This is a genomic window from Rhodococcus sp. NPDC059968, assembly GCF_042738615.1.
Classification (GTDB): domain Bacteria; phylum Actinomycetota; class Actinomycetes; order Mycobacteriales; family Mycobacteriaceae; genus Rhodococcus_F.
Window position 1 is genome coordinate 523,953 of record NZ_JBHWUE010000001.1, and the last position, 26,342, is coordinate 550,294.

A 26,342-nucleotide genomic window follows, 5' to 3' on the forward strand; every position below is an offset into this window, starting at 1 on the left:
CGAGTCCAGGGACTCCTCAACCACTCACGGGCGCAGCCTACAGCTCCGCGCGGACCAGCTTCGCCGCGTCGACGAGGTTGCGCAGCGACGCCTCGACCTCGGCGGGACCACGGGTTTTCAGCCCGCAGTCGGGGTTGACCCACAGCCGTTCCACCGGCACCGCCTTCAACGCCTCCCGCAGCGACGCCGCGATCTCCTCGACGCCGGGCACCCGCGGCGAGTGGATGTCGTACACGCCCGGACCGACGCCGAGGTCGAAGCCGACGGCGTTGAGGTCGTCGAGGACCTCCATGTGCGAGCGGGCCGCCTCGATGGAGGTGACGTCGGCGTCGAGCCTCGCGATGGCCTCGATGACCTCACCGAACTCCGAGTAGCAGAGGTGGGTGTGGATCTGCGTCGAGTCGGAGACCCCGGACGTCGCGAGACGGAACGCCCCGACCGACCAGTCGAGGTACGCCGGCTGATCCGCGGCCCGCAGGGGCAGCAGTTCGCGCAGCGCGGGCTCGTCCACCTGGACGATCCGGATGCCCGCACCCTGCAGGTCCACCGTTTCGTCGCGGATGGCCAGCGCCACCTGGTTGGCCGAGGCGGCCGGCGGCTGGTCGTCGCGCACGAACGACCACGCCAGGATCGTCACCGGACCGGTGAGCATGCCCTTCACCGGACGCTGCGTGAGCGACTGCGCGTACGTGATCCATTCGACGGTCATCGGGTTGCTGCGGCGCACGTCGCCGTACAGGATCGGCGGGCGGACGCAGCGGCTGCCGTACGACTGCACCCAGCCGTTGTCCGTCGCGAAGAACCCGTCCAACTGTTCGGCGAAGTACTGCACCATGTCGTTGCGTTCCGGTTCGCCGTGCACCAGCACGTCGAGGTCCAGCTTCTCTTGCAGCGCAACCACATCGGCGACCTCGGCGCGCATCCGGTTCAGGTACTCGGCCTCGTCGATCTCACCCTTGCGCCGCGCCGCGCGCGCGACGCGGATCTGCGTCGTCTGCGGGTACGAGCCGATGGTCGTGGTCGGCAGCACCGGAAGCGACAGCGCCGACTGGACCTCCCGTCGTTCCGCCGCGGGACTGCGCCCCGGATCGGACGCGGTGAGCGCGTCCAGCCGGGCACGGACCGTGGCGTCGTGCAGACGCGGGTCGGTGTTGCGGGTGGACGCCGCCGCGCGGGCGAGCGCGAATTCGTCGTCGACGGACTCGCGACCGCTGGTCAGTGCGGTGCCGAGCGTGACGACCTCGCGGACCTTCTCGGTCCCGAACGCCAGCCACGACCGCAGCGCCTTGTCGGGGCCGGTTTCCGCGTCGAGCGTGTACGGGACGTGCAGCAGCGAGCACGACGTCGAGACGGCGAGCGAGCCGGTGCTGCCCAGCAGGGTGCCGAGCGAGGCCAGTGCCGCGTCCAGGTCGGTGCGCCAGATGTTGCGTCCGTCGACGACGCCGGCGACGACGTGCTTGCGGGTCAGATCGGGAACCGTGGCGAGAGTGTCGGATCCGGCGACCAGGTCGATCGCGATTCCCTCGACACCGGTCGAGGCGATCGCGGGGAGTGCGTCGCCGAGGCTGCCGAAGTAGGACGCGACGAGGATCGCCGGTCGCGACGCGACCGCGGACAACCGGTCGTAGGCCCGCTTGGCCGCCGCGATCTCCTCCGGTGTGCGGTCGGCGACGAGCGCGGGTTCGTCGACCTGCACCCACTCGGCGCCCGCGTCGGCGAGTCGGCCGAGCAGGTCCGCATACAGCGGGACGAGTTCGTCGAGGCGGTCGAGGAGGGGTGCGTCCGAGCCGACGGCCTTCGACAGCAGCAGGAACGTGACCGGACCCACCACCACCGGTCGGGCCGGAATGCCCAGGGCACGTGCCTCTTCGAGTTCGCGGAGCACCTTCGCCGGGTCGAGGGCGAACGCCGTCGACGGGGAGATCTCCGGCACCAGATAGTGGTAGTTGGTGTCGAACCACTTGGTCATCTCGAGCGGGGCGACCGTGTCATTGCCGCGGGCGGCGGCGAAGTAGCGGTCGAGGTCGTTCTCGATGCCGGCGACACGGTCGGGCAGGGCACCGAGCATCGCCGCGGTGTCCAGCACATGGTCGTAGTACGAGAACGTGTTGACGGGAACGGAGTCGAGCCCGGCATCGCGCAGGCTCGTCCAGGTCTGGCGTCGCAGATCCCGGGCGAGAGCGTCGAGCGCTTCGGCGTCGAGGCGTCCGGCCCAGTACGACTCGACGGCCTTCTTCAGTTCGCGATTCGGACCGATGCGAGGTGAGCCCAGCACGGTCGCGGTGAAAGTGAATGTCACGGTATCTCCAGTTGCGTACGCGGTACGGCTACCACCGGCAAACGGGTACACCTCTCGAGCCCAGGGACGTGCTGCAGCGCGAGAAGGTCTACACGCCCAATCCACGAGGCGGTAACCGTCGGGCACGGCGTGCCCGACACAGTCGGCAGGTCTTCGGACTCGCAGGCAGCCGGTGTGAAATCACACCGGACCTAGTGGCCGTCGCTTCCCAGGCTGTGTGCCCAGTGCATGGTGACGGCGGTCGTTCCTGCTCACCGCTGCGGGACAGTCCCGGATTCTCACCGGGTTCCCTCTCACACGCGAACTCCGGGGAGTCCGACGTGCTTCGACGCCAGGTGCGGTCTTCGGGGCTCCTCACGACCGTGCCGGGCGAACCAGCTGCACGGGCCAGCATAGGCGCGAAGCGCCTAAAGCCAGCCGTTCGACTCCGCGGCGCGGACGGCCTCGGCGCGGGTGCTGGCCCCGGTCTTGCCGATCGCCGCCGACAGATGGTTGCGCACGGTACCTGCGGACAGGAACAGTGCGGCCGCGATCGACGCGACCGGCGCACCGTCCCGCGCCGCCCGCAGCACGTCGGTCTCGCGGTCGGTGAGCGGCGATTCCCCGCTGACGAGGCTGACGGCGGCGAGAGCGGGGTCGACGACGCGCAGCCCGGCATGGACGCGACGTACGGCGTCGGCGAGCTGCCGGGCCGGGGTGTCCTTCACGACGAACCCCGACGCACCAGCCTTGAGTGCCTTGCGCAGGTAGCCGGGACGACCGAACGTCGTCACGATCAGGACGCGGGTCTGCGGCACCTCGGCCCGCAGTGCCGCGGCCGCGGCGATCCCGTCCAGACCGGGCATTTCGACGTCGAGCAGCGCGACGTCGGGGGAGTGCTCGCGCGCCGCCGCGACGACCTCGTCGCCGCGCCCGACCTCCGCGACGACCGTCAGGTCCGCCTCCAGGTCCAGCAGGGCGGCGAGGGCCCCGCGGACGAGTGCTTGATCGTCGGCGAGCAGCAGCCGGATCGTCACGGGACCTCTTCCGTCAGCACGTGCAACGAGAATCCGCCGGGTTGCGGATGGGTGATGACGACCCGGGCTCCGGCGGCGGCGGCGCGCTCCCGAAGGCCCACCAGCCCGTTCCCGTGCGCGGATTCACTACAGCCGGAGCCGTCGTCGACGACGGTGACCTCGCGTTCACCCACCGTGACCGAGCAGTGCGTCGCGCCGCTGTGCCGGACCACGTTCGTGACACCTTCGCGGACCGTCCACGCGAACAACTCGCGCAGCCCGGTGGGCACCGACTCGGTGCTGTTGGGCAGCTCGGCCTCGATTCCGGCCGACCGCAGCGCTTCCCCGGCCCGGGCGATCTCCACCGGAAGCGACAGCCCCCGGATTCCCTGCACGGCCTGCCGGACATCCGCGAGCGCGTCGCGGGAAAGACGTTCCAGGTCTGCCACTTCCGTGCGGGCCCGGTCGACGTCGATGTCGAGGAGCCGGCCCACGAGTTCGGCCTTGACGGTGATGACGGTGAGGGAGTGCCCGAGGATGTCGTGGAGGTCGCGGGCCATCCGGGTGCGTTCCTCCTGCACCGCGAGTCGTTCGCTCTTCTCCCGTTCCCGGAGGAGTTCGATGTTGCGGTTGATCAGCTTGGTCACCCCGAACATCGCGAACGCGGCCGCGCACACCCCCAGCGAGAGTCCGGTGCCCGACCCCCAGTCCATCACCGCGGAGATCACTTCCACGAGAACCGCGACGGTCAGGGCGGTGATCCCGCCGAGCCACGCGGGGAACAGCATGACCGCGGAGACCGCGAGGAAGACGGCGGCGGACAGACCCGACGACCCGACAGCGACCACCATGACGGCTGCGAGCCCGAACAACACCACCACGAGCGGCACCGCCTGGGTCAGCGGTGGCCGAAACTCGTTGTGCGCGCGCCGGGTATGCGACCACCGGAACATCGCGAGGTACGTCACCGCGAAGCCGAGCGTGGCGATCATCCCGATCCAGCCGCGGACGTGATCGCGGTCGTTCCAGCCGTCGAGCAACGGCTGGAACAGGAAGATCGTCCACGCGGCGGCGAAAACGAATCCGAAACGGCCCCATCGTCTGGTCACGACGGGGCCGTCCGGGGTGGTCACGGAAGTCACGATACCGCCGTCACACTCGCTCGGTGTCGCGCTGGAACCGCCAGGCCGCACCGCCGACGAAGATCGCCAGCCAGACCGCGACGTTGAGGAGCCACGTCCACTGCATCGCATCGCCGGTGAGCGGTGCGTGCACCAGTTGACTCAGCCCGTACGTGGGCATGAACTGCGCGATCGACGCCCACACCGAACCGTCCTGCAACGGCATGAACAGCCCGCCCGCGAAGCCGAGCACGGCGAGCCCGGGGCCGAGGATCTGCATCACGTTCTCGCTCGGCAGCAGGTATCCCATGAACAGGCCGAACGCGGCGAACACTGCGGACCCGAGCCAGGTGATCAGGGCCGTCGTGAACCACAGGGACGTGTCCATCTGGACGGACGTGAACGCGCCCACGAGGTAGACGACGCCGACGGCCCCGAGCCCGAGCATCATCGCGACGAGCACCTTGACGAAGATGTAGACCCCGGGGGACAAGGGGGTGAGCCGCAACTGCCGGCTCCACCCGGACGCCCGTTCCACCGACACCATCGCGCCGCCGCTCGTCGTCGCGATCATCGCGCCGTACAGCGCCATGCTGATCATCACGTACGCCGAGACGTTCCCGTTGCCTGCGCTCTCACCCGAGTAGCTCGGGTTCAGGCCGAAGATGAGGAAGAAGACGACCGGCATGACGAGAGTGATGATCATCGTGCGCCGATTGCGCAGGAGCCGGCGCAGTTCGAGGCCGAGGAGGGTGGTGTTGAGTCCGCCGAGCGGGGGAACGCGGCGGGGTGCGGCGAGGGTGGTCATCAGTTCGATCCTTCCGTGCCGGAGTCGTCGGAGGTGAGTGCGATGAACGCATCTTCGAGTCCTCGGGAGACGATTTCGAGGTCGCAGGCAGGCGTCTGCGTGAGGAGATGACGGGCCACGGCGTCGGTGTCCGTCGAGTGGACGAGGACGCTGTCACCGCGAACCTCGATGCTGTCGGCGGCGGGAATCGCGAACAGCTGTTCCCTGTCGGCGCCCGGGTAGTGAGCGCGCACCGTGCGTCCCGCGGCCAGTGCCTTCACCTCGGCGGCGGTGCCGTCGGCGACCACTTTCCCCTTGCGCACCAGCACGATCCGATCGGCGTAGGCGTCGGCCTCCTCGAGGTAGTGCGTCGCGAAGACGACCGTCCGGCCGCTGTCCGCGTCGGCGCGGATCGCCGACCAGAAGTCCCGCCTGCCCTCGACGTCCATGCCCGTGGTCGGCTCGTCGAGGATCAGCAGCTCGGGATCGGAGAGCAATGCCATCGCGAACCGCAGTCGCTGCTGCTGGCCGCCGGAACACCTGCCCACCAACCGGTTTCCGAGATCGGCGATGCCGGCCCGGGTGAGGACCTCGTCGACCGGCCGCGTGTCGGCGAACAGGCTTGCGGTGAGCCGGACGGTCTCCTCGACCGTCAGTTCCTTCAGCAGCCCGCCCGTCTGCATGACCGCCGAGACCAGGCCCTTCGCGATAGCGGTGCGCGGATCGGTGCCGAAGACGGACACCTCACCGGTGGTGGGGCGAGACAGTCCGAGGACCATGTCGACGGTGGTGGTCTTGCCGGCGCCGTTGGGGCCGAGGAACGCGACGATCTCGCCGGGCCGGACCTCGAGGTCCAGGCCTCGGACGGCGTGAACGTCACCGAAGTACTTGTGGACGCCTCGCAGGCTGACTGCCGGAGCCGACGACGCGGAGGCCGTTGTGGAGGTGCGGAGCTCTGTAGATGTCATGCATTCAGCGTGCGATCCGGACGGCCGCCGACCCCACACGTCCGTCACGACCTCACCGTGACAAATGTCAGGGGCCCGGGGTAGGTGTGGCGCCGATCGGGGGCAGCCGTTACTGTGGGCGCCATGCAGCGCGCATATTTCTGGTTTAGCAGGCCGGCCCCGGGTGGGCCGGTCAGCGTAACCACGCGCTGACTTCTTCCACCCCAGAGCCGGATTACAGACCGGCTCGCGGGAATCTCCACAGTCTTCGAGGGCCGGCCTGAGAACAGGAACCCGAACCCATGACTGTCACTCTCGACACCACTACCAGCAGTGATCGGCTGGACGACCAGCGCACAGTGAGCATCAGCCCGCTGGTCGCGCCGTCCGTCGTGCGCCGCGAACACGCCCCCGACGACGTCGCGTCCGCGACCGTGCGCTCCGGTCGCGCCGACACGGTGAACGTGCTGAACGGCGACGACGATCGACTGCTCGTCGTGGTGGGCCCGTGCTCGGTGCACGATCCCGGCGCCGCCATGGACTACGCCCGCCGGCTCGCCGGGAAGGCCGAGGAACTGCGCGACGACCTGCACATCGTGATGCGGGTCTACTTCGAGAAGCCGCGCACCACGCTCGGCTGGAAGGGCCTGCTCAACGACCCGCACCTGGACGGCACGTTCGACATCGACACCGGGATCCGCATGGGCCGCAAGCTGCTGCTCGACGTGTCCTCGCTCGGCCTCCCGGTCGGCTGTGAGTTCCTCGACCCGATCATGCCGCAGTACATCGCGGACCTCGTCACGTACGGCGCGATCGGTGCCCGCACCGCCGCCAGCCAGGTGCACCGCCAGCTGTGCAGCGCGCTGTCGATGCCCGTAGGAATCAAGAACTCGACGGAGGGCGACGTGCAGGTGGCGGTCGACGGCACTCGCGCCGCCGCGGCGAGCCACGTGTTCCCCGGCACCGACCTCGACGGGCAGGCCGCGCTGATCCGCACGGTTGGCAACCCCGACTGCCACGTCATCCTCCGCGGGGGCAGCGACGGACCGAACTACGACGCGGAGACGGTGGCGGACACGCTCGCCCGGCTGCGCAAGGGCGGTCTGCCGGAGCGGGTCGTCATCGATGCCAGCCACGGCAACAGCAGCAAGAACCACGAGAAGCAGGTCGACGTGCTGAACGACATCGCGGCCCGGCTCGAGGACGGCGAAAAGGGGATCGTCGGCGTGATGGTGGAGAGCTTCATCGAAGCCGGTCGTCAGGACCTCACACTCGGAAAAGCCGAGGACCTCACGTACGGCCAGTCCATCACCGATGCCTGCATCGACTGGACCACGACGGCGGCGCAGCTGGACCGTCTCGCCCAGGCGGTCGCCGCACGTCGGAAGTGATCACCGCACGCCGCTCGTGCGGAACTGCACGCTGATCCGCGGTCCGAGCGGGCGGGTGCTCTTCGGTACGCAATGCTCCCAGGTGCGCTGGCAGGAACCACCCATCACCAGCAGGTCACCGTGGCCGAGCGAGTGCCGGATCGAGTGCCCGCCGCCGCGCGGACGCAGCAGCAGCGGACGCGCAGCGCCGAGCGAGAGGATGGCGACCATGGTGTCTTCGGTGCGGCTCCGGCCGGTGTCGTCCCCGTGCCAGGCGACGCTGTCGGAACCGTCGCGGTAGAAGCAGAGTCCCGAAGTCGCGAACTTCTCGCCCAGTTCGGTCAGGTAATGCCTGCTCAGGGCGTCGCGTGCCGTAACCAGCAGCGGGTCCGGGAGCGGCTCACCTTCCGGGTAGAACCGGACGAGGCGTGGGACGTCGACCACCCGGTCGTACATCTGGCGCCGCTCCGCCTTCCACGGCACCGTCTCCGCGAGCGTCGTGTACAGCTCGTCGGAACCGGTCAGCCACCCCGGTCGCACGTCGACCCACGCTCCCGCCGTGAGCGTGCGACGCTGCACCGTCGACCCGAGCGCGCCCAGTTCGACACCGAACGACGCGTCGTCGAACAGTGAAGCCTGGAGCGCATACCGCGCATCCGCGGAAGTCATGCCGCCATGCTACCCGATGTTCGAACGTATGTTCCCATAATGTCCGCTCGGGACAATCGCCGCAGCCAGACGCACCCCTTCTTGGTTCGCGCGCGGCGTTTCGGGCCCTAGAGGGAGTGCGGCTACCGAGAAGTGGTGCGTCCGTGCGGGAACGCGGATGACGGCGGCAATTACCGCGGTACCGCCGGCTCGCGGTCGTCGCCGGTGTCGATGGCCGCCTTCTGCCTGCTCGGCCACCAGAAGGCGCGGCGTTCGAGTGCAGACAGGCTCGGTACCAGCATCGGGGCCATCGCGAAGGCGGCGATGGCGACACCGATCGCGACACCGAAGCCGAGTTCGGCGAGGTTGGCCAGTCCGGTGAGGGTCAGGGACGCGAAGGTCAGCGCCAGGATCAGACCGGCGGCGGCGACGGTGGGGGCGTCGTTGGCGACGGCGATCCGCGCGGCCTCGCGCGGGGTGTACCCGTTGCGGAATTCCTCGCGCAGCCTCGAGGCGAGCAGGATGTTGTAGTCGGTGCCGATCGCGACGACGAAGAGATAGAGCACGATCGGAATGGAGAAGTCGATCCCGTCGTAGCCGAGGCCGTGCAGGAACACGAGCACCACGGCGCCGAGGGTGGCGACGAACGTGAGGGCCACGCACACCAGCAGGTTGAGCGGGGCGAGGACGGCGAGCAGGAGCACGGCGAGAATCAGTGCGATCGCGACCGCGGCGACCGGGAACACCCGGCGGGTGTCCGCCGCGAGTTGGGCGCGGACGTCGACGAACGTGGACGTCTGACCTCCCACAACGACTTCCGAACCGGGGACCGCACCGTGGGCGGCATCGCGGATCGGGCCCTCGACGAGGTCTAGGGACGCGTTCGAGTAGGGGTCGTCGGCGAGCACGACGTTGACGAGCGCGGCGCGACCGTCCTGACTCGGACGCGGCGGGGCAACCGAGGACACTCCCGGCACCTGCGTCAGAGCGGTGACGAGCGGGGTCAGCGACGCGGGATCGAGTGGTCCGGGAGCCACGACGTACACCTGGGTCGGGCTCAGCGCACCCGCGGGAAAGGATTTGTCGAGGGTGTCGAATGCCTGCTGTGACGGCGTGTCGGAGGGCAGTTCGCCCAGCGTGTTGTACGTCGACTTGTAGCCGGACGCGAAGGAGGCGAGCGCGATCAACCCGACGCCGATCACGGCGGCGAACACGGCTGGGCGGCGCCCGATCGCGGTGCCGATCGAGGCGAATGGTGTGTGGGGGCTGTCGTGCCCCGGTCCGAGCGGCCAGAACAGGTGGCGGCCCAGAACGGTGAACACGGCGGGGATGAGCGTCAACGCCGTCACCAGCATGACGGCCACGGCGACGATCAGTCCGGGCGCGAGCGTGGTGAGCGAGCCGAGTTTTGCCAGCAGCAGTGCGGCGAACGCGACGATGACCGTGAGCGCCGACGACGCGACGACGCGCCCGACGACGTCGGTGGAGAACACGAGGGCTTCTCGATGCGTGTCGGCGGTGGACCCTGCCGCGGCCTGCTGCCGGAGACGTTCGCGATAGCGGAACAACAGGAAGACGATGTAGTCGGTACCGACACCGAAGAGGACGACCACGAGTATGGATTGCAGCGACGTGCTGACCTGGAAGTCGAACAGGTCGGCGAGCACGGCGGTGAGTCCGGTGACCACCGACAGCACCACGCCGATCACGAGAACCGGCAGGACGGCGATGGCGGGGCTGCGGAAGATCAGGCCGAGCAGGGCAAGGATGACGATCACCGTGGCGATCGTGATGATCTTGTCGGCGTTGTCGTATGCGGCGGTGGTGTCGACCTGAATGGCCGCGTTACCGGTCAGCCCGCTCACCAGTCCGGTGCCGTTCAGTTGCTGCTCGGCGTCGCTCCGGATGACCGGCACGGCGTCGTTGACCTGGTCGTCGCCGGGTTGTCCGTCGAATACCACTTGCAGCGCGGCGGCCTTCCCGTCGGCGGACAGCGACGCAGGCGACCCCTGCACGCTCACAACTCCCGGGATCGCCGAATTCTGCAGTGAGGTGGCGAGATTCAGTGCCGTCTGCTGGTCGGCGGGTGACAGCGGGGCGGCGTCGGCGCGGACCACCACCAGGCTGCCGGTGGCGCCGGACAGGCTGGGGAAGTATTCGTTGCCGACGGCCTGTGCCTCGGAGGACTCGAAAGAACTGGGCAGGAACGTCTGCTGGTTACCGGTGGTGTAGTCGTCGAGACTCGGTGCGAACAGAACGACGGCTATTGCCGCGACGACCCAGGTCGCGATGACCTGCCACGGGTGTGCGACGACGGTGCGCGCGATGTAGGCAAACATCATTCCCCGTTCCGGGAGATGAAGGTTCCGCCGGCGCCCGGCCGGGCGGTCGAACCGTGCCAAGCCATCGTCGCATGCAGGGTGCCGCGAAGGCTACGGGTTTCGCGGCATCGACAGACCGCGGCCCCGCTCCGACGTCAGGGAGCGGGGCCGCGGTACGTCATGGTGCTCGTTACCGCAAGGGGGTGAAATCCCGGCTGCCGAGGTAGTCGGGGCGCGGGGCGGGTGCCGAGAACGGATTCGTCAGGGTGTTCTCGACGCTGTTGAACACGATGAAGAGGTTGGACCGCGCGAACGGCGTGATGTTGCCGTTCGAACCGTGTATGCAGTTGGAATCGAACACGGTGGCGGAGCCGGCCGGTCCGGTCATCATGTCGATGCCGTACTCGTTCGCCATCCGGGTGAGCGTCGGCTGATCGGGCGACCCGGTGGGCGGAACATAGCTGACCAGCGATTCCTTGTAGTAGTCCTCGGGGGTCTCGCCGGCGCACGAGACGAACGCGCGGTGAGATCCGGGCATGATCATCAGCCCGCCGTTGTGCCCGTAGTTCTCGGTGAGCGCGATCGAGATACTCGCGGCGCGGGGCGTGGGCATGCCGTCCTCGGCGTGCCAGGTCTCGAAGTCGGAGTGCCAGTAGAACGGGCCGCCGGTGAAACCGGGCTTGAAATTGAGTCGCGACTGATGGACGTAGACGTCCGAACCGAGGATCTGCCGCGCGATACCCACCACCTCGGGGCGTCGGATGATCTGGTCGACGACGTCGCTGAGCCGGTGGACGTCGAACACGGAACGGACGGCGCCGTCGCCGTTCTCCCGCACGACGCGGCCGTCGCCGCGCAGCGTGTCGGTCTCGGCGAGGCGGGTCATCTCGTCGACAAGGTCGAACACGTCGCGTGGCGGGATGATCGCGTCGGCGGAGTGGTATCCGCGTTTGTCGTAGTCGGCAATCTGATTCGCGGTGAGTGGACCGGACCGGGTATCACCCCGTTTCTGGTCCGACCAGGTGACCGGGTCCTGACGGACGGTCATCGTGCACTCGTTGCGGTCTCTCGTGGGGTAGTTGTCGGCTACGGCCGTACGCATAACTCGTGTTTCACCCTTTCGGATTGGACAACGCTTTACTCTTCCGACGTTCCCACTGGTCGTCGACGAATGCAACCCGGACACAGGTCCACCGAGGCTGGACTGGACCGCGACGGCGGGTCGCCGCGGTGGGATCGTCACGGACATGATCGATTCGGCGGCGGTACTCGGAGTGGCGGCGATCGCCCTCGGCATGGTTCTCACACCGGGACCCAACATGATGTACCTGGTCTCGCGCAGCATCACTCAGGGAAGGGCGGCGGGACTGGTCTCGCTGGCCGGTGTCGCTCTCGGATTCCTGTGCTATCTGGCCGCTGCGACACTGGGTATTTCGGCGGTGTTCTCCGCCGTCCCGCAGGCGTACACCGCGATGAAGCTGGCGGGCGCGTGCTATCTGGGCTGGCTGGCGTGGCAGGCATTGCGGCCCGGCGGGCAGACGCCGTTCGCGCCTGCTCGGGCGCTGCCCCGGGATTCGTCCGCCCGGCTGTTCCTGATGGGACTCACGACCAACCTGCTCAATCCGAAGATAGCGGTGATGTACCTGGCGCTGATCCCGCAGTTCGTCCACCCCGGCGCCGGGCCCGTCTGGTTGCAGAGCCTGCTGCTGGGCAGCGTCCAGATCGTGGTCGCGCTCACCGTGAACGCGCTGATCGTCTGCGTCGCAGGAACTGTCGCGACGTTCCTGTCGGGCCGCCCGGTGTGGCTGCGTGCGCAGAAGTTCGTGATGGGAAGCGTCCTCGGCGGCCTCGCCGTTCACCTTGCCCTCGACCGGACGCGGCCCGCGATCGTCTGAATCGTCAGCGGTCCGAGTGGCCTGAACCATGCACGCAGGAGCATGTTTCACGGGTACCGTCGGAAGCGACGACGACGAAGGGGCGAGAGATGGCCGGGACCATGCGGGCGGAGCGATTCCATGCCGACACGAAGATCATTGCGGTGGAGGATGTTCCGATACCCGAACCCGGACCTGGTGAAGTGCTCGTCGAAGTGGAGTTCTGCGGCATCTGCCATTCCGACCTGAGTCTGATCGACGGCACGTTCCCCGCACTGCTGCCCGAGGTGACCCAGGGGCACGAGGCGTCGGGCACCATCGCGAAACTCGGTGCCGGAGTGACCGGCTGGTCCGAGGGCGACCGCGTCGTTCCGTCCGCGGGCAGGCCCTGCTTCGCGTGCCGCAACTGCCGCCGCGGGGATCTCACGAACTGCCTGAACATCCAGCTGATGGCATTCGCCTACGACGGCGCGTGGGCCGAGTACACGGTGGCCCAGGCCGGGGGACTGACCCGCATCCCGGACAACGTTCCGTTCGAGCAGGCAGCCATCCTCGCCGACGCGGTGTCGACGCCGTTCGGTGCGGTCGTGCGCACCGGCAAGGTGGTGGTCGGGGAGACCGTCGGGGTGTGGGGCGTGGGCGGAGTCGGCACCCACATCGTGCAGCTGGCCCGTCTGGTAGGCGCCGTCCCGGTGATCGCGTTCGACATCAATCCTGCTGTGCGGGAACGCGCCCTGGAACTCGGTGCGGATTACGCGTTCGACTCCCGGGACGAGAACCTGAAGGAGAAGGTCGCCGAGGCGACGGGCGGACGGATGCTGGACGTCGCGTTCGACGCGGCCGGACTGAAGGTGACGTTCGAGCAGGCACTCGACTGCCTGACGGTCGGTGGCCGACTCGTCGCGGTCGGGCTGAGCGCGCAAGAGGCGTCGGTGGGCACCACCGCACAGTTCGGTCTGTCGCAGAAGCAGGTGCTCGGGCATCTCGGCTACAAGAACGTCGACATCGAAACCCTCGCCGAACTGGTGTCGCGTGGCCGCCTCGACCTGTCGCGGTCGATCAGCGAGATCATCCCGCTCGAGGACGTCGCGAAGGGTATCGAGAAGCTCGCGAACCACGAGGGAGATCCCATCCGGATCCTCGTCAAACCCTGACGCCGGTGTCCCGGGATCGGCTCGCCGGGACCTGTCGGTGCCCCGCTGTACCGTCGGGCCATGGGATATGAATTTCAAGTCACGGTGGACTCGGAGAACCCGCATACCCTGGCCAAATGGTGGGCGCAGACACTCGGCTGGGAGGTGGAGCCGAGCAACGAGGAGTTCATCCGCGGGCTTGTCCAGGCCGGCCATGCGCAGGAGTCCGACACCATGGAGTTCGAGGGTGTCCTGGTCTGGCGGGAGGGCCAGGCCATCCGCGATCCGGAACACCCGGAGCGCCCGCGCGTGCTGTTCCAGTTGGTTCCCGAACGGAAGACGGTGAAGAACCGGCTCCATCTGGACATCAGGGTCGGGGACGCCCGCTACGAGGTGGCCGAGAAGCTGGAGCAGTCCGGCGCCACCGTGCTCCACCGAGGCCGCCAGGGACCGAGCGAATGGGTCACGATGGCAGACCCCGAGGGCAACGAGTTCTGCGTCAGCTGACGCACTGTCACGCTCCGCGGTAGGAGCTCGGGGTGCTGCCGGTCCAGCGTTTGAAGGCGCGACGGAACGCGCTGGGCTCGGAGAAGCCGAGCCGCGCCGACAGGTCCTCGACGGTCTCGCCGCGCCGGAGCCCGGCGACGGCGGCGTCGCGGAGCACTTCCTCCCGCAGCTGATTCAGCGACGTCCCCTCCTGCCGGAGCAGGCGGCGCAGGTGGGGGACGCTGATCGACAGCATCTCCGCGATGTCCTCGGCCGTCGACGTACGTCCTTTCATGCCGTGCTCGAGGACCCGGCGCACCTGTGACGACGCCGTGCTGTCGTAGTCACGCTCCGACATCAGCAGCGTCGGTGACTCCCGGAGATAGTCCTCGAGCGTCTCCTCGGTCTGGATGATGGGCGCCCGCATCACGGAGTTGTCGAATTCGATTGCGGGAATATCGGAATCGAATGTCACGGGGACACCGAAGATGTGATCGTAGTTCTCGGCGAGCTGCGGCAGCGGCGCCGGATACGGCAGTTCCACCGCCAGCAACCGGACTCTCTTGCCCACGAGCCACGCTGCGAAACGATGAAGCAGGATCAGCAGGAAGTCCGTGACGACCCGCGTCACCTCGACGGATACCTGCACTTTCTCGGTGGACCGTTCGGCCGCGGCCGAACGGATGTCGATGGTCATCCGGGTTCCGCCGTTGACACCGGGACCGATGTGCAGGGCGGGCAGTGACGGCAGGGCGCGCAAGATGTCGGCCATCCGCTCGAGGGCGGCGGACAGATCCGCGGTGTGGATCAGGGCGAGGCAGACGAGCCGAAACGTGCCGCGGGGGACCGGGGCCGGCCCGAGTCCGAACAATTCGTCGCCCGTGATCTGCCAGACCGTCTGGGTGAACGCGGTGACCTGGGTCGGCGTCAACCGGGCCAGCGGATCCGCGAGCGACGCCGTCGTGATTCCCGCCGCCGACAGCGCGGGGGAGAGGTCGACCCCACTGCGCGACGACAGTTCGAGCGCCCGCCGCACGAAGTCGGCGGGAATGGTGCGGGCAGTCACGATCCGGGCTCCGCGAGGGTCCGGAGCCGCCGCGCAGCCTCCTCGAGCACGTGATCCTGTTTGCAGAACGCGAACCGCACCAGCGGGTTCCACGGCTGCGGATGGTCGGTGAACACGCTGACCGGCACCGCGGCCACGCCGATGCGCTCCGGGAGCCTGCGGCAGAAGTCGATGCCGTCGCGTTCGCCGATCGCGGTGATGTCGGCGCACAGGTAGTACGTGCCGCCGCCCGAATGGACCTCCAGACCGGACGCGACGAGCGCGTCGTACAGCACGTCCCGCTTGGCCTGGAGACTGTCCCGCAGTTCCTTCACCCACTGCTGCTCGTGGCTCAGCGCATGCGCCACCGCGGGCTGGAACGGTCCGCCGCCGACGAAGGACATGTATTGCTTCGCGGTCCGGACGGCGTCGATCAGTTCCGCCGGACCGCACGCCCACCCGATCTTCCACCCGGTGACGTTGAACGTCTTGGCGGCGCTCGACACCGAGACGGTCCGTTCGTACATTCCCGGCAGAGTGGCCAGGGCGGTGTGCGTCCGGCCGTCGAAGACCAGATGCTCGTACACCTCGTCGCTGAGAACCAGCAGGTCGTGCTCGCAGGCCAGCTCCGCGACGGCGGCGATCTCCTCCGGGGTGAAGACGGTGCCGGTCGGATTGTGCGGGGTGTTGATCACCAGCATCCGGGTCTTCGGTGTGATCGCGGCCCGCAGAGCGTCGAGGTCGACGACGAAGTCCTGGCCGGAGCGGGCGAGCGGCACGCTGCGTCGCACCGCCCCCGCCAGCGCGACCGACGCCGCGTAGGAGTCGTAGTACGGCTCGATCAGCACCACTTCCTCACCCGGTTCGACCAGCCCCAGAATGGCGGCGCTGATGGCCTCGGTAGCGCCGACGGTGACCAGGACCTCCGAGTCGGGGTCGTGGTCGAGCCCGTACCGGGCCAGCCGGTCGGCCGCGACAGCATGTCGGAGCACCGGCATGCCGGGGCCGGGTGGGTACTGGTTGAGCCCGTCCGCGATGGCTCGGCGCGCGGTGTCGAGCATGGACGCGGGACCGTCGGTGTCGGGGAAACCCTGACCGAGGTTGATGGCGTCGTGGCTCACGGCGAGCGCCGTCATCTCGGCAAAGATGGTGGACGCGAACGGCTGCAAGCGCTGGACGGTGCGGTTGCGCGGCGTTGCGGGCATTACTGCAGCGTAGTCGGTGTGACGGCGAGGGTTGCACACGGCCGCGTCACGTTCTGCAGGGCTGTCTCGTCTTCTCTGTAGACGGCGCGCGACGGGCGCCCGGTGACGATGGAGGACGCAATGCCCCGCATTCCCGCAGTGGCCCCGGCGGACGCGAGCCCGCTGGTGAAGGTCGCCTACAAATATGCTGCCCACAAGTTCGACGAGGTGCCCGAGCCGTTCACCGTGCTCGCCCATCACCGCAAGCTGTTCGTCGCCTCGGCCCGGCACGAGATGGCGGTGCAGAAGGCGTCGACCGTGCTTCCCGCGAATGTGCGGGAGATCGCCGTCTACCGCGTGGCGTGGACGATCGGCTGCTCGTGGTGCGTGGACTTCGGCACGATGCTGCAACGCCTCGACGGCCTCGACGTGGAGCGGCTCGCGCACATCGCCGATTACGCCGACTCGCCCGCCTACAGCGAGGACGAGCGCGCGGCCATCGCATACGCCGACGCGATGACGGCGACGCCCACCACGGTCACCGACGAACAGGTGGCAGACCTCGAGCGCCGGTTCGGCCGGGCCGGTGTCGTCGAACTGTCCTATCAGATCGGCATCGAGAACATGCGCGCCCGGATGTACTCGGCGCTGGGCATCACCGAGCAGGGTTTCGGCACCGATTCGTGCCGGGTGCCGTGGGCCGACGACGCCGCGGTCACGAAGGAAGGTCCGGCAGTCTGATCCCGCCGAACTTCTCCGGATTGGCGATGTCGTACGCCGCGTAGACGAGTCCGTCCCGGACGGTGAACCCACCCACTCGCGGCGGCGAGCTGCGGTGGGCGTCGTCGCCGGTGAGTCCGGTGCTGAAGTAGCCCAGCTGGCCGTTGACCAGGACCGGCTGCATGACGGTGAACACCTCCGGCCCGTACCGCTTTATGAGGCCGAGGAAGAAGCGGGCGAACTTGTCCGCGCCGTGGATGACGTTGACGGCGGTGCTCGTGGTGCCGTTGGCGTCGCCGATGACGAGGGCGTCCGGGTGCAGCGCCGCGATCACCGCGTCGAGGTCGCCGGCGGCGAGTGCCTCGAGCAGTCGCTGTACGGCGAGCGCATGCTCCTCGTCGGGAACGGCGGGTGTGGTTGCGGCAGCGGCCTTGCGGGCCCGCGACGCGAGCTGACGCGCCGCGGGCGTCTCGATTCCGAGAATCCCGGCCACCTCGTCGAACGGCACCCCGAAACCGTCGTGCAGCACGAACGCGACCCGTTGCGCAGGGGTGAGCGTGTCGAGCACGATCAGCGCGGCGAGGCGGTTGTCCTCGTCCCGGACGACCGCTTCCAGCGGGTCCGGCTCGGCCGACGGCGACAGTGCGGTGACGACGGGCTCCGGAAGCCATTGGCCGACATACTGTTCCCTCCGCACCGCCGCCGACCGCAACCGGTCGAGGCAGATCCGCCCGACGACCGTGGTCAGCCAGGGCCCGAGGTCGCGGATGGTCGCGGCGTTCGCGTCGTCGAGTCGAAGCCACGACTCCTGCACGGCGTCCTCCGCGTCGCTGACGCTTCCCGTCAGCCGATACGCGACGGAGAGCAGATGCGGCCGGTGGGACTCGAATTCGTCTACCAGCGTCGCAGTGGGCATGCCGATATCCTACGTGCGGTCCAGACATAAAATCCGCGGTGCGCGTAACCGTTGACCCTGGTGGCGGGTCCGGACGTATGGTGTGGCGACCACACCACGTCCAGGGAGTCTGCCATGTTCCAGTGTTTCGGCTGTCGTAGCTGACCTGGCTTTTTCGCACCCCTTTTCTTCTGCACGTCCTGCTGCCCTGCGACTGCCGGGCGGGTTCGGGAGTGCGCTCGCACGACCCGCCGCTTCGTCGTGTGCGGGCATCACACACTAGGAAGACCTTCGATGATTCGTCCACGTTTCGCGCGGACTCTGGCCGCCGCGGCCGCCCTTCTCACGTTCACCAGCCTTGCTGTCGCGTGCTCCAGTTCGGAGACGACCACGACGGCCGACGGGAAGACGGTACTTCGCTACGAGGGGAGCACGGGCCAGGTCTCGTTCTCGGAACTCGCGGCCGACCTGGGCTACTACCAGAAGGTCGAACTGAACTGGATCGGCGACACCACCAGTGGCCCGCAGAGCATTCAGAACGCGGCCACGGGCCAGACCGACTTCGGTGGGGCGTTCAACGGTGCGGTGCTGAAGCTGGCCGCGGCCGACTCGCCGATCACGTCCGTCATCGGCTACTACGGCTCCGACAAGGAGACGTTCAACGGGTACTACGTGCTCGACGGAAGCCCGATCACGTCGGCACGTGACCTGATCGGCAAGAAGGTCGGCATGAACACGCTCGGCGCACACCACGAGTTCCTCGTGCGTGAGTGGCTGGCGCGGGAAGGCCTGACCCCGGACGAGATCAAGCAGGTTGAGCTGACCGTCGTGCCGCCGGTGAACACCGAACAGGCGCTGCGGCAGGGGCAGATCGACGTCGGCACGCTCGGAAGCGTGTTCCGCGACAAGGCGGTCGAACGCGGCGGCATCCGCCCGCTCTTCACCGACGAGTCCATCTTCGGTTCCTTCACCTACGGTTCGCTGATCTTCCGCGACGACTTCATCGCGAAGAACAAGGATGCCGTCGCAGACTTCGTGCAGGGCACGGCTCGCGCCATCCGCTGGACCCAGACCACGCCCCGCGCCGACGTGATCGCGAAGTTCAAGGACATCATCACCAAGCGCGGCCGCAACGAGACGACCGATCTCGTCGACTACTGGAAGACGCCGGGTGTCGCCGGCCCCGGCGGCGTGATCACCGACAAGGAGATCCAGACCTGGATCGACTGGCTCGTGCGCAACGGGGAACTCGAGGACGGCAAGCTCACGCCGGCCGATGTCTACACCAACGAGTACAACCCGTATGCCAACGGCACGTACCCCGCCGACAGCGGCCCCGACGGACAAGCGCTGGCCGCCAAGTGAACTCCACCTCAGGTCCCCACGAGAAGAAAGTGATGTCGATGTCCCACTCCCGGTTCCGACGCGGCGCCGTGCGCGCACTCGCGGCGACCGCAGCACTGTTCACGTTGGCCTCGGGAGTGGCGGGGTGTGCCGGCTCGTCGGATACCGCCACCACCGAGGACGGGAAGACGGTCCTGCGCTACCAGGGGTGGGCCGGTGACGTGGGATTCCACGAACTCGCCGAGGACCTGGGGTATTACGACAAGATCAAGCTCGAATGGGTCGGCGACACCACCAGCGGCCCGCAGGACATCCAGTCGGCGGCCACCGGTGACATCGAGTTCGGCTCGGCATTCAACGGAGCCGTCGTCAAGCTCAATGCTGCCGGAGCACCGATCACGTCGGTGCTGAGTTCCTACGGTGCGGATGCCGGCGAGTACACGGGATACTTCGTGCTGGACGGCAGCCCCATCCGCTCGGCGCGCGACCTGATCGGCAAGAAGGTCGGGATGAACACGCTCGGCGCGCACCACGAGTTCCTGGTCCGGGAGTGGCTCGCCGAGCAGGGGCTGACCCAGGACGAGATCAAGCAGGTGGAGCTGACCGTGGTTCCGCCGGTCAACAACGAAACGGCTCTCCGCGAAGGCCAGATCGACGTGGCCGCCATCAACGGCATCTTCCGCGAAACAGCCCAGGAGCACGGAGGTATCCGGCCACTGTTCACCGACCGGGACCTGTTCGGCGCGTTCAGCTACGGCACCTACGTGGTGCGTGACGACTTCCTGGCTAAGAACAAGGACGCCGTCGCGGACTTCGTGCAGGGCACGGCCAGGGCCATCCGATGGACCCAGGTGACACCGCGCGAGGAGGTCGTCGCACGGTTCAAAACCATCATCGACAAGCGTGGTCGCAACGAGAGCGACGAGGCCATCGACTACTGGCGCAGCTCCGGAATTCCCGTCGCCGGGGCCGTGATCCAGGAAAAGGAGCTGCAGACCTGGATCGACTGGCTCGTCCGCAACGGTGAGCTCGACGAGGGAAAGTTGACCGCAACCGACCTCTACACCAACGAATTCAACCCGTACGCCAACGGCACGTTCCAGCCCGAGAGCGGGCCCGACGGAGAAGTACTGGAAGGACAGAAATGAGCACCACCGCCTCGAACCCCGATCGGGTTCAGACGCCCAAGCTCCGCCTCGAACACGTCACCAAACAGTTCGACGTGCGAGGGTCCAAGGACAAGTTCACCGCGATCGAGGACATCGACATCGATCTCGCGGACGGTGAATTCCTCGTCCTCGTCGGGCCGAGTGGTTGCGGGAAGTCCACGCTGCTCGACCTGCTCGGCGGACTCAGCACCCCCACCTCGGGCCGGATTCTGCTCGACGGCAAGCCGGTGACCGGGCCCGGTCTCGACCGCGGAATCGTCTTCCAGCAGTACGCACTCCTGCCGTGGCGGACGGCCCGGCACAATATCGAGTTCGGGCTCGAGGCCAAGGGACTGCCCAAGAAGGAACGGCGCGAACTCTCCGAGCACTACCTCGAGCTCGTCGGCCTGACGGGCTTCGGTGACCGGTACCCGCACGAGTTGTCGGGCGGCATGAAGCAGCGCGTCGCGATCGCCCGCAGCCTCGCGTTCGATCCCGAGGTCCTGCTGATGGACGAGCCGTTCGCGGCGCTCGACGCGCAGACCCGTGAGTCCCTGCAGGACGAACTGCTGCGCATCTGGAAGGCCACCGGCAAGACCATCCTGTTCATCACGCACGGCATCGACGAGGCCATCTACCTCGGGCAGCGGGTCGCCGTCCTGACGTCACGGCCCGGCCGGGTGAAGACGTTCGTGGACATCGACATCGACCGCAGCGGCGAGGACGTCCGGTCCAACGAGCAGTTCCGGCACTACCGCCACCGCATCTGGACGCTGCTGCACGGCGAAGTGGAGCGTGCACAGGTAATCGAGAAGGAGGAAGCACATGTCTAGCGCACTCGCGTCACCGGAAGCTCCCGTCGCAATCGATCTACCCGGGACCTCGGCTCCGTCGCCCGCTTCCACCCCGCCGGAGCCGGGTGCCCTCCAGCGGGCCGGCGCGGTGCTGCGTCCGATCGCGTGGCGGATCCTCAAACCGTCCGTCGCGATCGTCGCCTTCCTGGCACTGTGGGAGATCGCTCCCCGGGTCGGTCTCGTCGACGAGGTGTTCCTGCCCCCGTTCAGCACGGTGGTCGAGGCGTTCTTCGATCTGGTCAAGAGCGGTGAGCTGTGGCAGCACGTGTCCGCCAGCCTCTCCCGCGCCCTGATCGGCTTCTTCGTGGCGGTCGTGATCGCGATCCCGCTGGGCATCGCGATCGCCTGGTACCGCCCGGTGTCGGATTTCCTGAACCCGATCCTGGAGCTGTTCCGCAACACGGCGGCGCTGGCGTTGCTCCCCGTGTTCATCCTGATCCTCGGCATCGGTGAGGAGTCCAAGATCGCCCTGGTGATCTACGCGTGCACCTTCCCGATCCTGCTGAACACGATCTCCGGTGTGCGCACCGTCGACCCGTTGCTGATCAAGTCGGCGTCCTCTCTGGGACTGTCACCCGTGCGCCTGTTCCAGAAGGTCGTGCTGCCCGCCGCCGTTCCCACCATCTTCACCGGCATCCGCATGGCGGCGGCGTCGTCGATCCTCGTGCTGATCGCCGCCGAGATGGTCGGAGCGAAGGCCGGGCTCGGCTACCTGATCACCGCGTCCCAGTTCAACTTCCAGATCCCCAACATGTATGCGGGCATCGTCGCCATCTCGGTTCTCGGGCTGTCGCTCAACGCCGTCCTCGTACTGATCGAACGCAGGCTGTCCCGCTGGCGGGTCTAGTCACTTACCGGGAAAGAAAATTCCACATGTCACAGGATTCCCAGCAGTTCCACCTCAACGCGTTCCTCATGGGCGTGGGACATCACGAGGCGGCGTGGCGGCATCCCCGCACCGAGGCGCACCGCGTACTGGACGTCGCGCACTTCCAGGAACTCGGCCGGATCGCGGAGCGGGGCAAGCTCGATTCGGTGTTCTTCGCCGACGGCCTCGCCGTCGGACCGCGGATCGCGCACAACACCCAGGCGATCTTCGAACCCGTCACGCTGCTGTCGGCGATCGCCGTCGCCACCGAACGCGTCGGCCTGATCGCCACGGCGTCGACGAGCTACTCCGACCCGTACAACCTGGCGCGCAAGTTCACCTCGCTCGATCACATCAGTAGTGGCCGGGCGGGGTGGAACATCGTGACGTCGGCCGGCGCGGACGAGGCGGCGAACTTCGGCGTCGACGGCATCCCCGCGCACAGCGGACGGTACGAACGCGCAGAGGAATTCGTCGACGTCACACTCGCCCTGTGGGACAGCTGGGAAGACGGTGCGGTAGTGCTCGACCCGGAGACCGGCGCGTTCGCCGACCCCGGAAAGGTCCACACGATCGACCACGACGGACCGCGGTTCCGGGTCAAGGGTCCGCTCAACTCGCCGCGGTCCGCCCAGGGTCGGCCGCTGCTGGTGCAGGCCGGGTCGTCCGAGAGCGGCAAGGAGTTCGCGGCGCGGTACGCCGAGGCCGTGTTCACCGCACAACGCACCCTGGAGCAGGGGCAGGAGTTCTACCGCGACCTCAAAGCGCGTGTCGTCAAGCACGGCCGGAATGCCGGCGACCTGAAGGTGCTGCCCGGCATCGTCCCGTTCATCGCGGACACCGAGGAGGAGGCGAAGGCTCTCGAGCAGTCGTTCACCGACCTGATCTCGCCCGAGTACTCGCTGCGGCAGCTGTCCAACATGCTCGGTGTCGACCTCACGAAGCATTCCCTCGACGCCCCGCTTCCGCCGCTTCCGCCGCTGGACGAGATCCAGGGCAACAAGAGCCGCTACCAGCTGGTGAAGGATCTCGCGGCGGACGGTTCGCTCACCGTCCGGCAACTGATCGGGTTGCTCGGCGGCGGACGTGGGCACCGCACGTTCGCCGGAACCCCGGAACAGGTGGCCGACGAGCTGCAGACGTGGTTCGAGCAGGGCGCGGCCGACGGTTTCAACATCATGCCGCCGTACCTGCCCGGCGGACTCGACGACTTCGTCGACCGTGTCGTCCCGATCCTGCAGCAGCGCGGGCTGTTCCGCACGGAGTACACGGCGACCACCCTGCGCGGTCACTACGGCCTCGCGGACGTCGGTAACCGGTTCGCGGGCGCGGTCGACGAAGCGAGCGCATGAGCGGCGAGACCGGTCTGAAACCTCTCGTCACCACCGTCTTCGTCCCCGCCGCGATCTTCGGCATCGGCCAGGGGGCCGCCGCCCCGGTCATGGCACTGACGGCCCGCGAACTGGGCGCGTCCGTGGCCGTGTCCGGGCTGATCGTCGCGGTCGTCGGGCTCGGCGCCGTCCTCGGTGACCTGCCCGCAGGCCGGATCGTCGCCAGGTTCGGGGAGCGGCGGTCGATCATCGGCGGCAGTACCGTCGGCGCCGCCGGAGTGCTGGTCTGTCTGCTCGCGCAGACACCCTGGATGCTGGGTGTGGGGGCACTGCTGACCGGGCTCGCCAACGCCGTGTGGGGGCTGGCCCGTCAGAGCTACCTGGCCGACGCCGTGCCGATCGGGCTGCGCGCCCGGGCGATATCGTCGTTCGCGGCGATGTGGCGGCTCGGCTTCTTCGTGGGGCCGCTGCTCGGCGCCGCCGTGATCCTGGTGGTCGGCGCCCGGGGCGGGTTCATGGTGCAGTTCGTCGGCGTCGTGCTGTCCGGGTGGCTGATGTCGAGGGTCCCCGACCCGCCGCGGCGCCACGCAGGCGCCGCCGGTACCCATGCGACGCTCCCGTCGATTCTGCGCCGGCACCGGAAAATGCTGGCCACGCTCGGCGCCGGGTCGCTCCTGATGGGTGCGGCCCGCGCCTCGCGGGAGGCGGTGCTGCCGCTGTGGGCCGCCCATCTCGGACTCGATGCCGCCCAGGTCAGCCTCGTCTTCGGAGTCGGAGCGGCCGTCGATCTGCTGTGCTCGTATCCGGCCGGACACTTCATGGACCGGTACGGCCGCCGGTTCATCGCGGTGCCGTCGCTTCTGGTGATCGGGGCGTCCTACCTGGCGCTGCCGTTCTCGCACGACCTCCTGTCGATCGGGGTCGTCGCCGTCGTGATGGGAATCGGCAACGGGCTCGGCAACGGCGTCATCATGACGCTCGGCGCCGACATCGCCCCACCGGCGACGCGCGCCGAATTCCTCGCCGCCTGGCGGCTCACCCACGACACCGGCATGTTCGCCGGACCCTTCGGCGTCGGCGCACTCGCCGCGGTGGTCCCGCTCGGGGCTGCCGTCGCCGCGATCGGGGGAGCGGCGCTGGTCGGCGCCGCAATCCTGTTCCGGTTCATCCCGATCTATTCCCCGTGGCCACCGCCGCCCGCGTCGGAGCCCGATCCCTCACCGCTCGAAAAACAGGAAGCATAGGTACATTCGTTTCATGCGCTTCGGATTGTTCGTTCCTCAAGGTTGGCGTCTGGATCTCGTCGGAATCGATCCCGCGGAACAGTGGTCGGTGATGCGCGACTTCGCGCTGCGCGCCGATCAGGGTTCGTCCTGGGATTCACTGTGGGTCTACGACCACTTCCATACCGTCCCGGCACCGACGGAGGAGGCCACGCACGAGGCGTGGACCCTGATGTCCGCGTTCGCTGCGGTCACCTCCCGGGTGCGTCTCGGCCAGATGTGTACGGCGATGAGCTACCGCAACCCGGCCTACCTCGCGAAGGTCGCCGCCACCACCGACCTCATCTCGGGCGGACGCGTCGAGATGGGTATCGGCGGCGGCTGGTACGAGCACGAGTGGCAGGCGTACGGGTACGGGTTCCCGTCTGCCGGTGTGCGTCTCGGCCGCCTCGACGAGGGCGTGCAGATCATGCGTCAGGCCTGGACCAACGGCATCGCGACCCTCGAAGGCAAGCACTACCAGGTCGACGGAGCCATCGTCCGCCCACTTCCGTTACAGGAAGGCGGCATTCCACTGTGGATCGCCGGTGGCGGCGAGAAGGTGACGTTGAAGATCGCGGCAAAGTACGCGCAGTACACCAACTTCGACGGCACGCCCGAGGGATTCGCGCAGAAATCCGAGATCCTGCGGAAGCACTGCGACACCGTCGGCACCGACTTCGACGCCATCACCCGCTCGGCCAACTACAACGTTGCGATCGGCACCACCGAGGCCGAGGTCGAGCAGCGGTTGCTCACCCTGACGGACCGGCTCACGCCCCACGTCGGCGCCGACGCCGCGGAGGGTGCGCTGGGGGCCTTCCGCGGAATGCCCGGTGTGGGAACGCCGGAGCAGATCGTCGAGCAATTGTCGGCGCTGAAGGAGCAGGGCATGTCCTACGGCATCTTCTACTTCCCCGAAGCCGCGTACGACACGTCGGGCATCGAACTCTTCGAGAAGGAGGTTCTGCCCGCGCTGCGTTGACGGGCCGACCCGTTCGCCGGACGTGCTGACGGGCAGGGCGGTTCGCCGGGCATAGAGTGGCGGGCATGTTCGTCGTCACCCTCGCCGCCGACAACGTGTGGCTGAGCCCGCCGGTGGTCACCGACGTCGACGTGATCTGCGCGGCGTGCAGCGACGCGTCGATCGCCGAGTGGACGACGATGCCCGCGCCGTATGCACGCTCGGACGCCGAGCAGTTCGTGCGGCAGACGGTGCCGTCCGGGTGGGCCGATCGCAGTCCCACCTGGGCGCTGCGCGAACGCGAGGACGGTCCCGTGCTGGGGATGATCGGCCTGATGGCGCGGGACATGACGGCTGCGGAGATCGGATACTGGCTGTCGCCCGCCGCACGATCGCGGGGCCTCATGACGACCGCGGTGAACCTTGTGTGCGATTTCGCGTTTCGGCCGGACGGAATGGGGCTCGAACGCATCGAATGGCGCGCGTTCGTCGGCAACGCCGACTCGGCGGCGGTCGCCCACCGGGTCGGCTTCCGATTCGAGGGCGTCCAGCGCGCAGGGCTCGTGCAGCGCGGCGTCCGGCGCGATTCGTGGCTGGCCGCCCTGCTCGCCGGCGACCCGCGGCAACCGGCCGAAGGCTGGCCCGGCTAGCCCGAAGTTGCGATGGGTTTGTCCTGGTATTTACGGCTGAGCTGCAGCGGGAGCATGAGACACACCCCTGGTGTAGTCACTAAAATGATTGCCACT

24 protein-coding genes and 1 riboswitch are annotated in these 26,342 nt (G+C 68.1%); of the genes, 13 read left to right on the forward strand and 11 right to left on the reverse strand.

Annotated features, from left to right (window positions below; translation table 11 throughout):
- Positions 1-37: 37 nt before the first annotated feature.
- The 5 genes from metE to ACFWAY_RS02480 all read right to left on the reverse strand — a co-directional run bounded on the left by metE (position 38) and on the right by ACFWAY_RS02480 (position 6,170).
- Complete coding sequence (gene metE / locus ACFWAY_RS02460) at positions 38-2,299, reverse strand: 5-methyltetrahydropteroyltriglutamate--homocysteine S-methyltransferase (RefSeq protein WP_378509711.1); 2,262 nt, start codon at positions 2,297-2,299, stop codon at positions 38-40.
- Positions 2,300-2,425: 126 nt separating this feature from the next.
- Positions 2,426-2,634, reverse strand: a riboswitch (cobalamin riboswitch).
- 72 nt (positions 2,635-2,706) lie between these two features.
- Positions 2,707-3,315, reverse strand: a complete 609-nt coding sequence (locus ACFWAY_RS02465) for a response regulator (protein ID WP_378509712.1) — start codon at positions 3,313-3,315, stop codon at positions 2,707-2,709.
- Complete coding sequence (locus tag ACFWAY_RS02470) at positions 3,312-4,427, reverse strand: sensor histidine kinase (protein ID WP_378509713.1); 1,116 nt, start codon at positions 4,425-4,427, stop codon at positions 3,312-3,314. The genes ACFWAY_RS02465 and ACFWAY_RS02470 overlap by 4 nt, the downstream gene beginning before the upstream one ends.
- A 19-nt stretch (positions 4,428-4,446) precedes the next feature.
- Entirely contained in the window at positions 4,447-5,223 is a 777-nt protein-coding gene (locus tag ACFWAY_RS02475) for an ABC transporter permease (protein WP_378456502.1), read from the reverse strand.
- Positions 5,223-6,170, reverse strand: coding sequence for an ABC transporter ATP-binding protein (locus ACFWAY_RS02480; RefSeq protein ID WP_378509714.1), 948 nt, complete (start codon positions 6,168-6,170; stop codon positions 5,223-5,225). The genes ACFWAY_RS02475 and ACFWAY_RS02480 overlap by 1 nt, the downstream gene beginning before the upstream one ends.
- Before the next feature lie 281 nt (positions 6,171-6,451).
- Between ACFWAY_RS02480 and ACFWAY_RS02485 the strand changes: the two genes are divergently transcribed.
- Entirely contained in the window at positions 6,452-7,540 is a 1,089-nt protein-coding gene (locus tag ACFWAY_RS02485) for a 3-deoxy-7-phosphoheptulonate synthase (protein ID WP_378456500.1), read from the forward strand.
- Here the strand turns inward: ACFWAY_RS02485 and ACFWAY_RS02490 are convergent, their stop codons facing one another.
- The 3 genes from ACFWAY_RS02490 to thpD form a co-directional block, all read right to left on the reverse strand.
- The gene (locus tag ACFWAY_RS02490) at positions 7,541-8,188 is read right to left on the reverse strand and encodes an alpha-ketoglutarate-dependent dioxygenase AlkB (RefSeq protein WP_378509715.1); all 648 of its coding nucleotides are present in this window, start codon (positions 8,186-8,188) and stop codon (positions 7,541-7,543) included.
- A gap of 170 nt (positions 8,189-8,358) precedes the next feature.
- Positions 8,359-10,509 (reverse strand): MMPL family transporter, encoded by a 2,151-nt coding sequence (locus ACFWAY_RS02495; protein ID WP_378509716.1) that lies wholly within the window; start codon positions 10,507-10,509, stop codon positions 8,359-8,361.
- A gap of 169 nt (positions 10,510-10,678) precedes the next feature.
- Entirely contained in the window at positions 10,679-11,590 is a 912-nt protein-coding gene (gene thpD, locus ACFWAY_RS02500) for an ectoine hydroxylase (RefSeq protein WP_378509717.1), read from the reverse strand.
- Positions 11,591-11,735: 145 nt separating this feature from the next.
- Here thpD and ACFWAY_RS02505 point away from each other — a divergent pair, with 145 nt between their 5' ends.
- From ACFWAY_RS02505 to ACFWAY_RS02515, 3 genes are all read left to right on the forward strand, one after another.
- Complete coding sequence (locus tag ACFWAY_RS02505) at positions 11,736-12,383, forward strand: LysE family translocator (protein ID WP_378509718.1); 648 nt, start codon at positions 11,736-11,738, stop codon at positions 12,381-12,383.
- A gap of 89 nt (positions 12,384-12,472) precedes the next feature.
- Positions 12,473-13,516 (forward strand): zinc-binding dehydrogenase, encoded by a 1,044-nt coding sequence (locus tag ACFWAY_RS02510; RefSeq protein WP_378509719.1) that lies wholly within the window; start codon positions 12,473-12,475, stop codon positions 13,514-13,516.
- A 60-nt stretch (positions 13,517-13,576) separates the two neighbouring features.
- On the forward strand, positions 13,577-14,002 hold the full coding sequence (locus ACFWAY_RS02515) for a VOC family protein (RefSeq protein ID WP_005255234.1): 426 nt from the start codon (positions 13,577-13,579) through the stop codon (positions 14,000-14,002).
- 7 nt (positions 14,003-14,009) lie between these two features.
- Here the strand turns inward: ACFWAY_RS02515 and ACFWAY_RS02520 are convergent, their stop codons facing one another.
- Together ACFWAY_RS02520 and ACFWAY_RS02525 are read right to left on the reverse strand one after the other, a co-directional pair.
- Positions 14,010-15,047 (reverse strand): AraC family transcriptional regulator, encoded by a 1,038-nt coding sequence (locus ACFWAY_RS02520; protein ID WP_378456494.1) that lies wholly within the window; start codon positions 15,045-15,047, stop codon positions 14,010-14,012.
- The gene (locus ACFWAY_RS02525) at positions 15,044-16,231 is read right to left on the reverse strand and encodes a pyridoxal phosphate-dependent aminotransferase (protein ID WP_378456493.1); all 1,188 of its coding nucleotides are present in this window, start codon (positions 16,229-16,231) and stop codon (positions 15,044-15,046) included. The genes ACFWAY_RS02520 and ACFWAY_RS02525 overlap by 4 nt, the downstream gene beginning before the upstream one ends.
- Positions 16,232-16,351: 120 nt before the next feature.
- Between ACFWAY_RS02525 and ACFWAY_RS02530 the strand changes: the two genes are divergently transcribed.
- Positions 16,352-16,951, forward strand: a complete 600-nt coding sequence (locus ACFWAY_RS02530) for a carboxymuconolactone decarboxylase family protein (RefSeq protein WP_378456492.1) — start codon at positions 16,352-16,354, stop codon at positions 16,949-16,951.
- Here the strand turns inward: ACFWAY_RS02530 and ACFWAY_RS02535 are convergent.
- Positions 16,926-17,846 (reverse strand): sigma-70 family RNA polymerase sigma factor, encoded by a 921-nt coding sequence (locus ACFWAY_RS02535; RefSeq protein ID WP_378509720.1) that lies wholly within the window; start codon positions 17,844-17,846, stop codon positions 16,926-16,928. The genes ACFWAY_RS02530 and ACFWAY_RS02535 overlap by 26 nt on opposite strands.
- Positions 17,847-18,119: 273 nt before the next feature.
- Between ACFWAY_RS02535 and ACFWAY_RS02540 the strand changes: the two genes are divergently transcribed.
- The 8 genes from ACFWAY_RS02540 (at position 18,120) to ACFWAY_RS02575 (ending at position 26,246) form a co-directional block, all read left to right on the forward strand.
- Positions 18,120-19,190, forward strand: a complete 1,071-nt coding sequence (locus ACFWAY_RS02540; protein WP_378456490.1) for an ABC transporter substrate-binding protein — start codon at positions 18,120-18,122, stop codon at positions 19,188-19,190.
- A gap of 38 nt (positions 19,191-19,228) precedes the next feature.
- A complete protein-coding gene (locus tag ACFWAY_RS02545; protein WP_378509721.1) occupies positions 19,229-20,317 on the forward strand; it encodes an ABC transporter substrate-binding protein in 1,089 nt (362 codons plus the stop codon).
- On the forward strand, positions 20,314-21,150 hold the full coding sequence (locus ACFWAY_RS02550) for an ABC transporter ATP-binding protein (RefSeq protein WP_378456488.1): 837 nt from the start codon (positions 20,314-20,316) through the stop codon (positions 21,148-21,150). The genes ACFWAY_RS02545 and ACFWAY_RS02550 overlap by 4 nt, the downstream gene beginning before the upstream one ends.
- Positions 21,143-22,018 carry an ABC transporter permease gene (locus ACFWAY_RS02555; protein ID WP_378509722.1) on the forward strand — a complete coding sequence of 292 codons (876 nt, stop codon included), beginning with the start codon at positions 21,143-21,145 and terminating at the stop codon, positions 22,016-22,018. The genes ACFWAY_RS02550 and ACFWAY_RS02555 overlap by 8 nt, the downstream gene beginning before the upstream one ends.
- A gap of 26 nt (positions 22,019-22,044) precedes the next feature.
- Positions 22,045-23,391 carry an LLM class flavin-dependent oxidoreductase gene (locus ACFWAY_RS02560; protein WP_378509723.1) on the forward strand — a complete coding sequence of 449 codons (1,347 nt, stop codon included), beginning with the start codon at positions 22,045-22,047 and terminating at the stop codon, positions 23,389-23,391.
- Complete coding sequence (locus tag ACFWAY_RS02565) at positions 23,388-24,614, forward strand: MFS transporter (protein ID WP_378509724.1); 1,227 nt, start codon at positions 23,388-23,390, stop codon at positions 24,612-24,614. Before ACFWAY_RS02560 ends, ACFWAY_RS02565 begins: the two co-directional genes overlap by 4 nt.
- Before the next feature lie 13 nt (positions 24,615-24,627).
- A complete protein-coding gene (locus ACFWAY_RS02570) occupies positions 24,628-25,617 on the forward strand; it encodes an LLM class F420-dependent oxidoreductase (protein ID WP_378509725.1) in 990 nt (329 codons plus the stop codon).
- 65 nt (positions 25,618-25,682) lie between these two features.
- Positions 25,683-26,246: a GNAT family N-acetyltransferase gene (locus ACFWAY_RS02575; RefSeq protein WP_378509726.1), complete on the forward strand. Its 564-nt coding sequence runs from the start codon at positions 25,683-25,685 to the stop codon at positions 26,244-26,246.
- Positions 26,247-26,342 lie beyond the last annotated feature (96 nt).

Coding starts and splice junctions, on each gene's coding strand:
- ACFWAY_RS02475 (WP_378456502.1), bottom strand. CDS start 5,223: ATGACCACCCTCGCCGCACCCCGCCGCGTTCCCCCGCTCGGCGGACTC.
- ACFWAY_RS02480 (WP_378509714.1), bottom strand. CDS start 6,170: ATGACATCTACAGAGCTCCGCACCTCCACAACGGCCTCCGCGTCGTCG.
- ACFWAY_RS02485 (WP_378456500.1), top strand. CDS start 6,452: ATGACTGTCACTCTCGACACCACTACCAGCAGTGATCGGCTGGACGAC.
- ACFWAY_RS02490 (WP_378509715.1), bottom strand. CDS start 8,188: ATGACTTCCGCGGATGCGCGGTATGCGCTCCAGGCTTCACTGTTCGAC.
- ACFWAY_RS02495 (WP_378509716.1), bottom strand. CDS start 10,509: ATGATGTTTGCCTACATCGCGCGCACCGTCGTCGCACACCCGTGGCAG.
- thpD (WP_378509717.1), bottom strand. CDS start 11,590: ATGCGTACGGCCGTAGCCGACAACTACCCCACGAGAGACCGCAACGAG.
- ACFWAY_RS02505 (WP_378509718.1), top strand. CDS start 11,736: ATGATCGATTCGGCGGCGGTACTCGGAGTGGCGGCGATCGCCCTCGGC.
- ACFWAY_RS02510 (WP_378509719.1), top strand. CDS start 12,473: ATGGCCGGGACCATGCGGGCGGAGCGATTCCATGCCGACACGAAGATC.
- ACFWAY_RS02515 (WP_005255234.1), top strand. CDS start 13,577: ATGGGATATGAATTTCAAGTCACGGTGGACTCGGAGAACCCGCATACC.
- ACFWAY_RS02525 (WP_378456493.1), bottom strand. CDS start 16,231: ATGCCCGCAACGCCGCGCAACCGCACCGTCCAGCGCTTGCAGCCGTTC.
- ACFWAY_RS02530 (WP_378456492.1), top strand. CDS start 16,352: ATGCCCCGCATTCCCGCAGTGGCCCCGGCGGACGCGAGCCCGCTGGTG.
- ACFWAY_RS02535 (WP_378509720.1), bottom strand. CDS start 17,846: ATGCCCACTGCGACGCTGGTAGACGAATTCGAGTCCCACCGGCCGCAT.
- ACFWAY_RS02540 (WP_378456490.1), top strand. CDS start 18,120: ATGATTCGTCCACGTTTCGCGCGGACTCTGGCCGCCGCGGCCGCCCTT.
- ACFWAY_RS02545 (WP_378509721.1), top strand. CDS start 19,229: ATGTCCCACTCCCGGTTCCGACGCGGCGCCGTGCGCGCACTCGCGGCG.
- ACFWAY_RS02550 (WP_378456488.1), top strand. CDS start 20,314: ATGAGCACCACCGCCTCGAACCCCGATCGGGTTCAGACGCCCAAGCTC.
- ACFWAY_RS02555 (WP_378509722.1), top strand. CDS start 21,143: ATGTCTAGCGCACTCGCGTCACCGGAAGCTCCCGTCGCAATCGATCTA.
- ACFWAY_RS02560 (WP_378509723.1), top strand. CDS start 22,045: ATGTCACAGGATTCCCAGCAGTTCCACCTCAACGCGTTCCTCATGGGC.
- ACFWAY_RS02565 (WP_378509724.1), top strand. CDS start 23,388: ATGAGCGGCGAGACCGGTCTGAAACCTCTCGTCACCACCGTCTTCGTC.
- ACFWAY_RS02570 (WP_378509725.1), top strand. CDS start 24,628: ATGCGCTTCGGATTGTTCGTTCCTCAAGGTTGGCGTCTGGATCTCGTC.
- ACFWAY_RS02575 (WP_378509726.1), top strand. CDS start 25,683: ATGTTCGTCGTCACCCTCGCCGCCGACAACGTGTGGCTGAGCCCGCCG.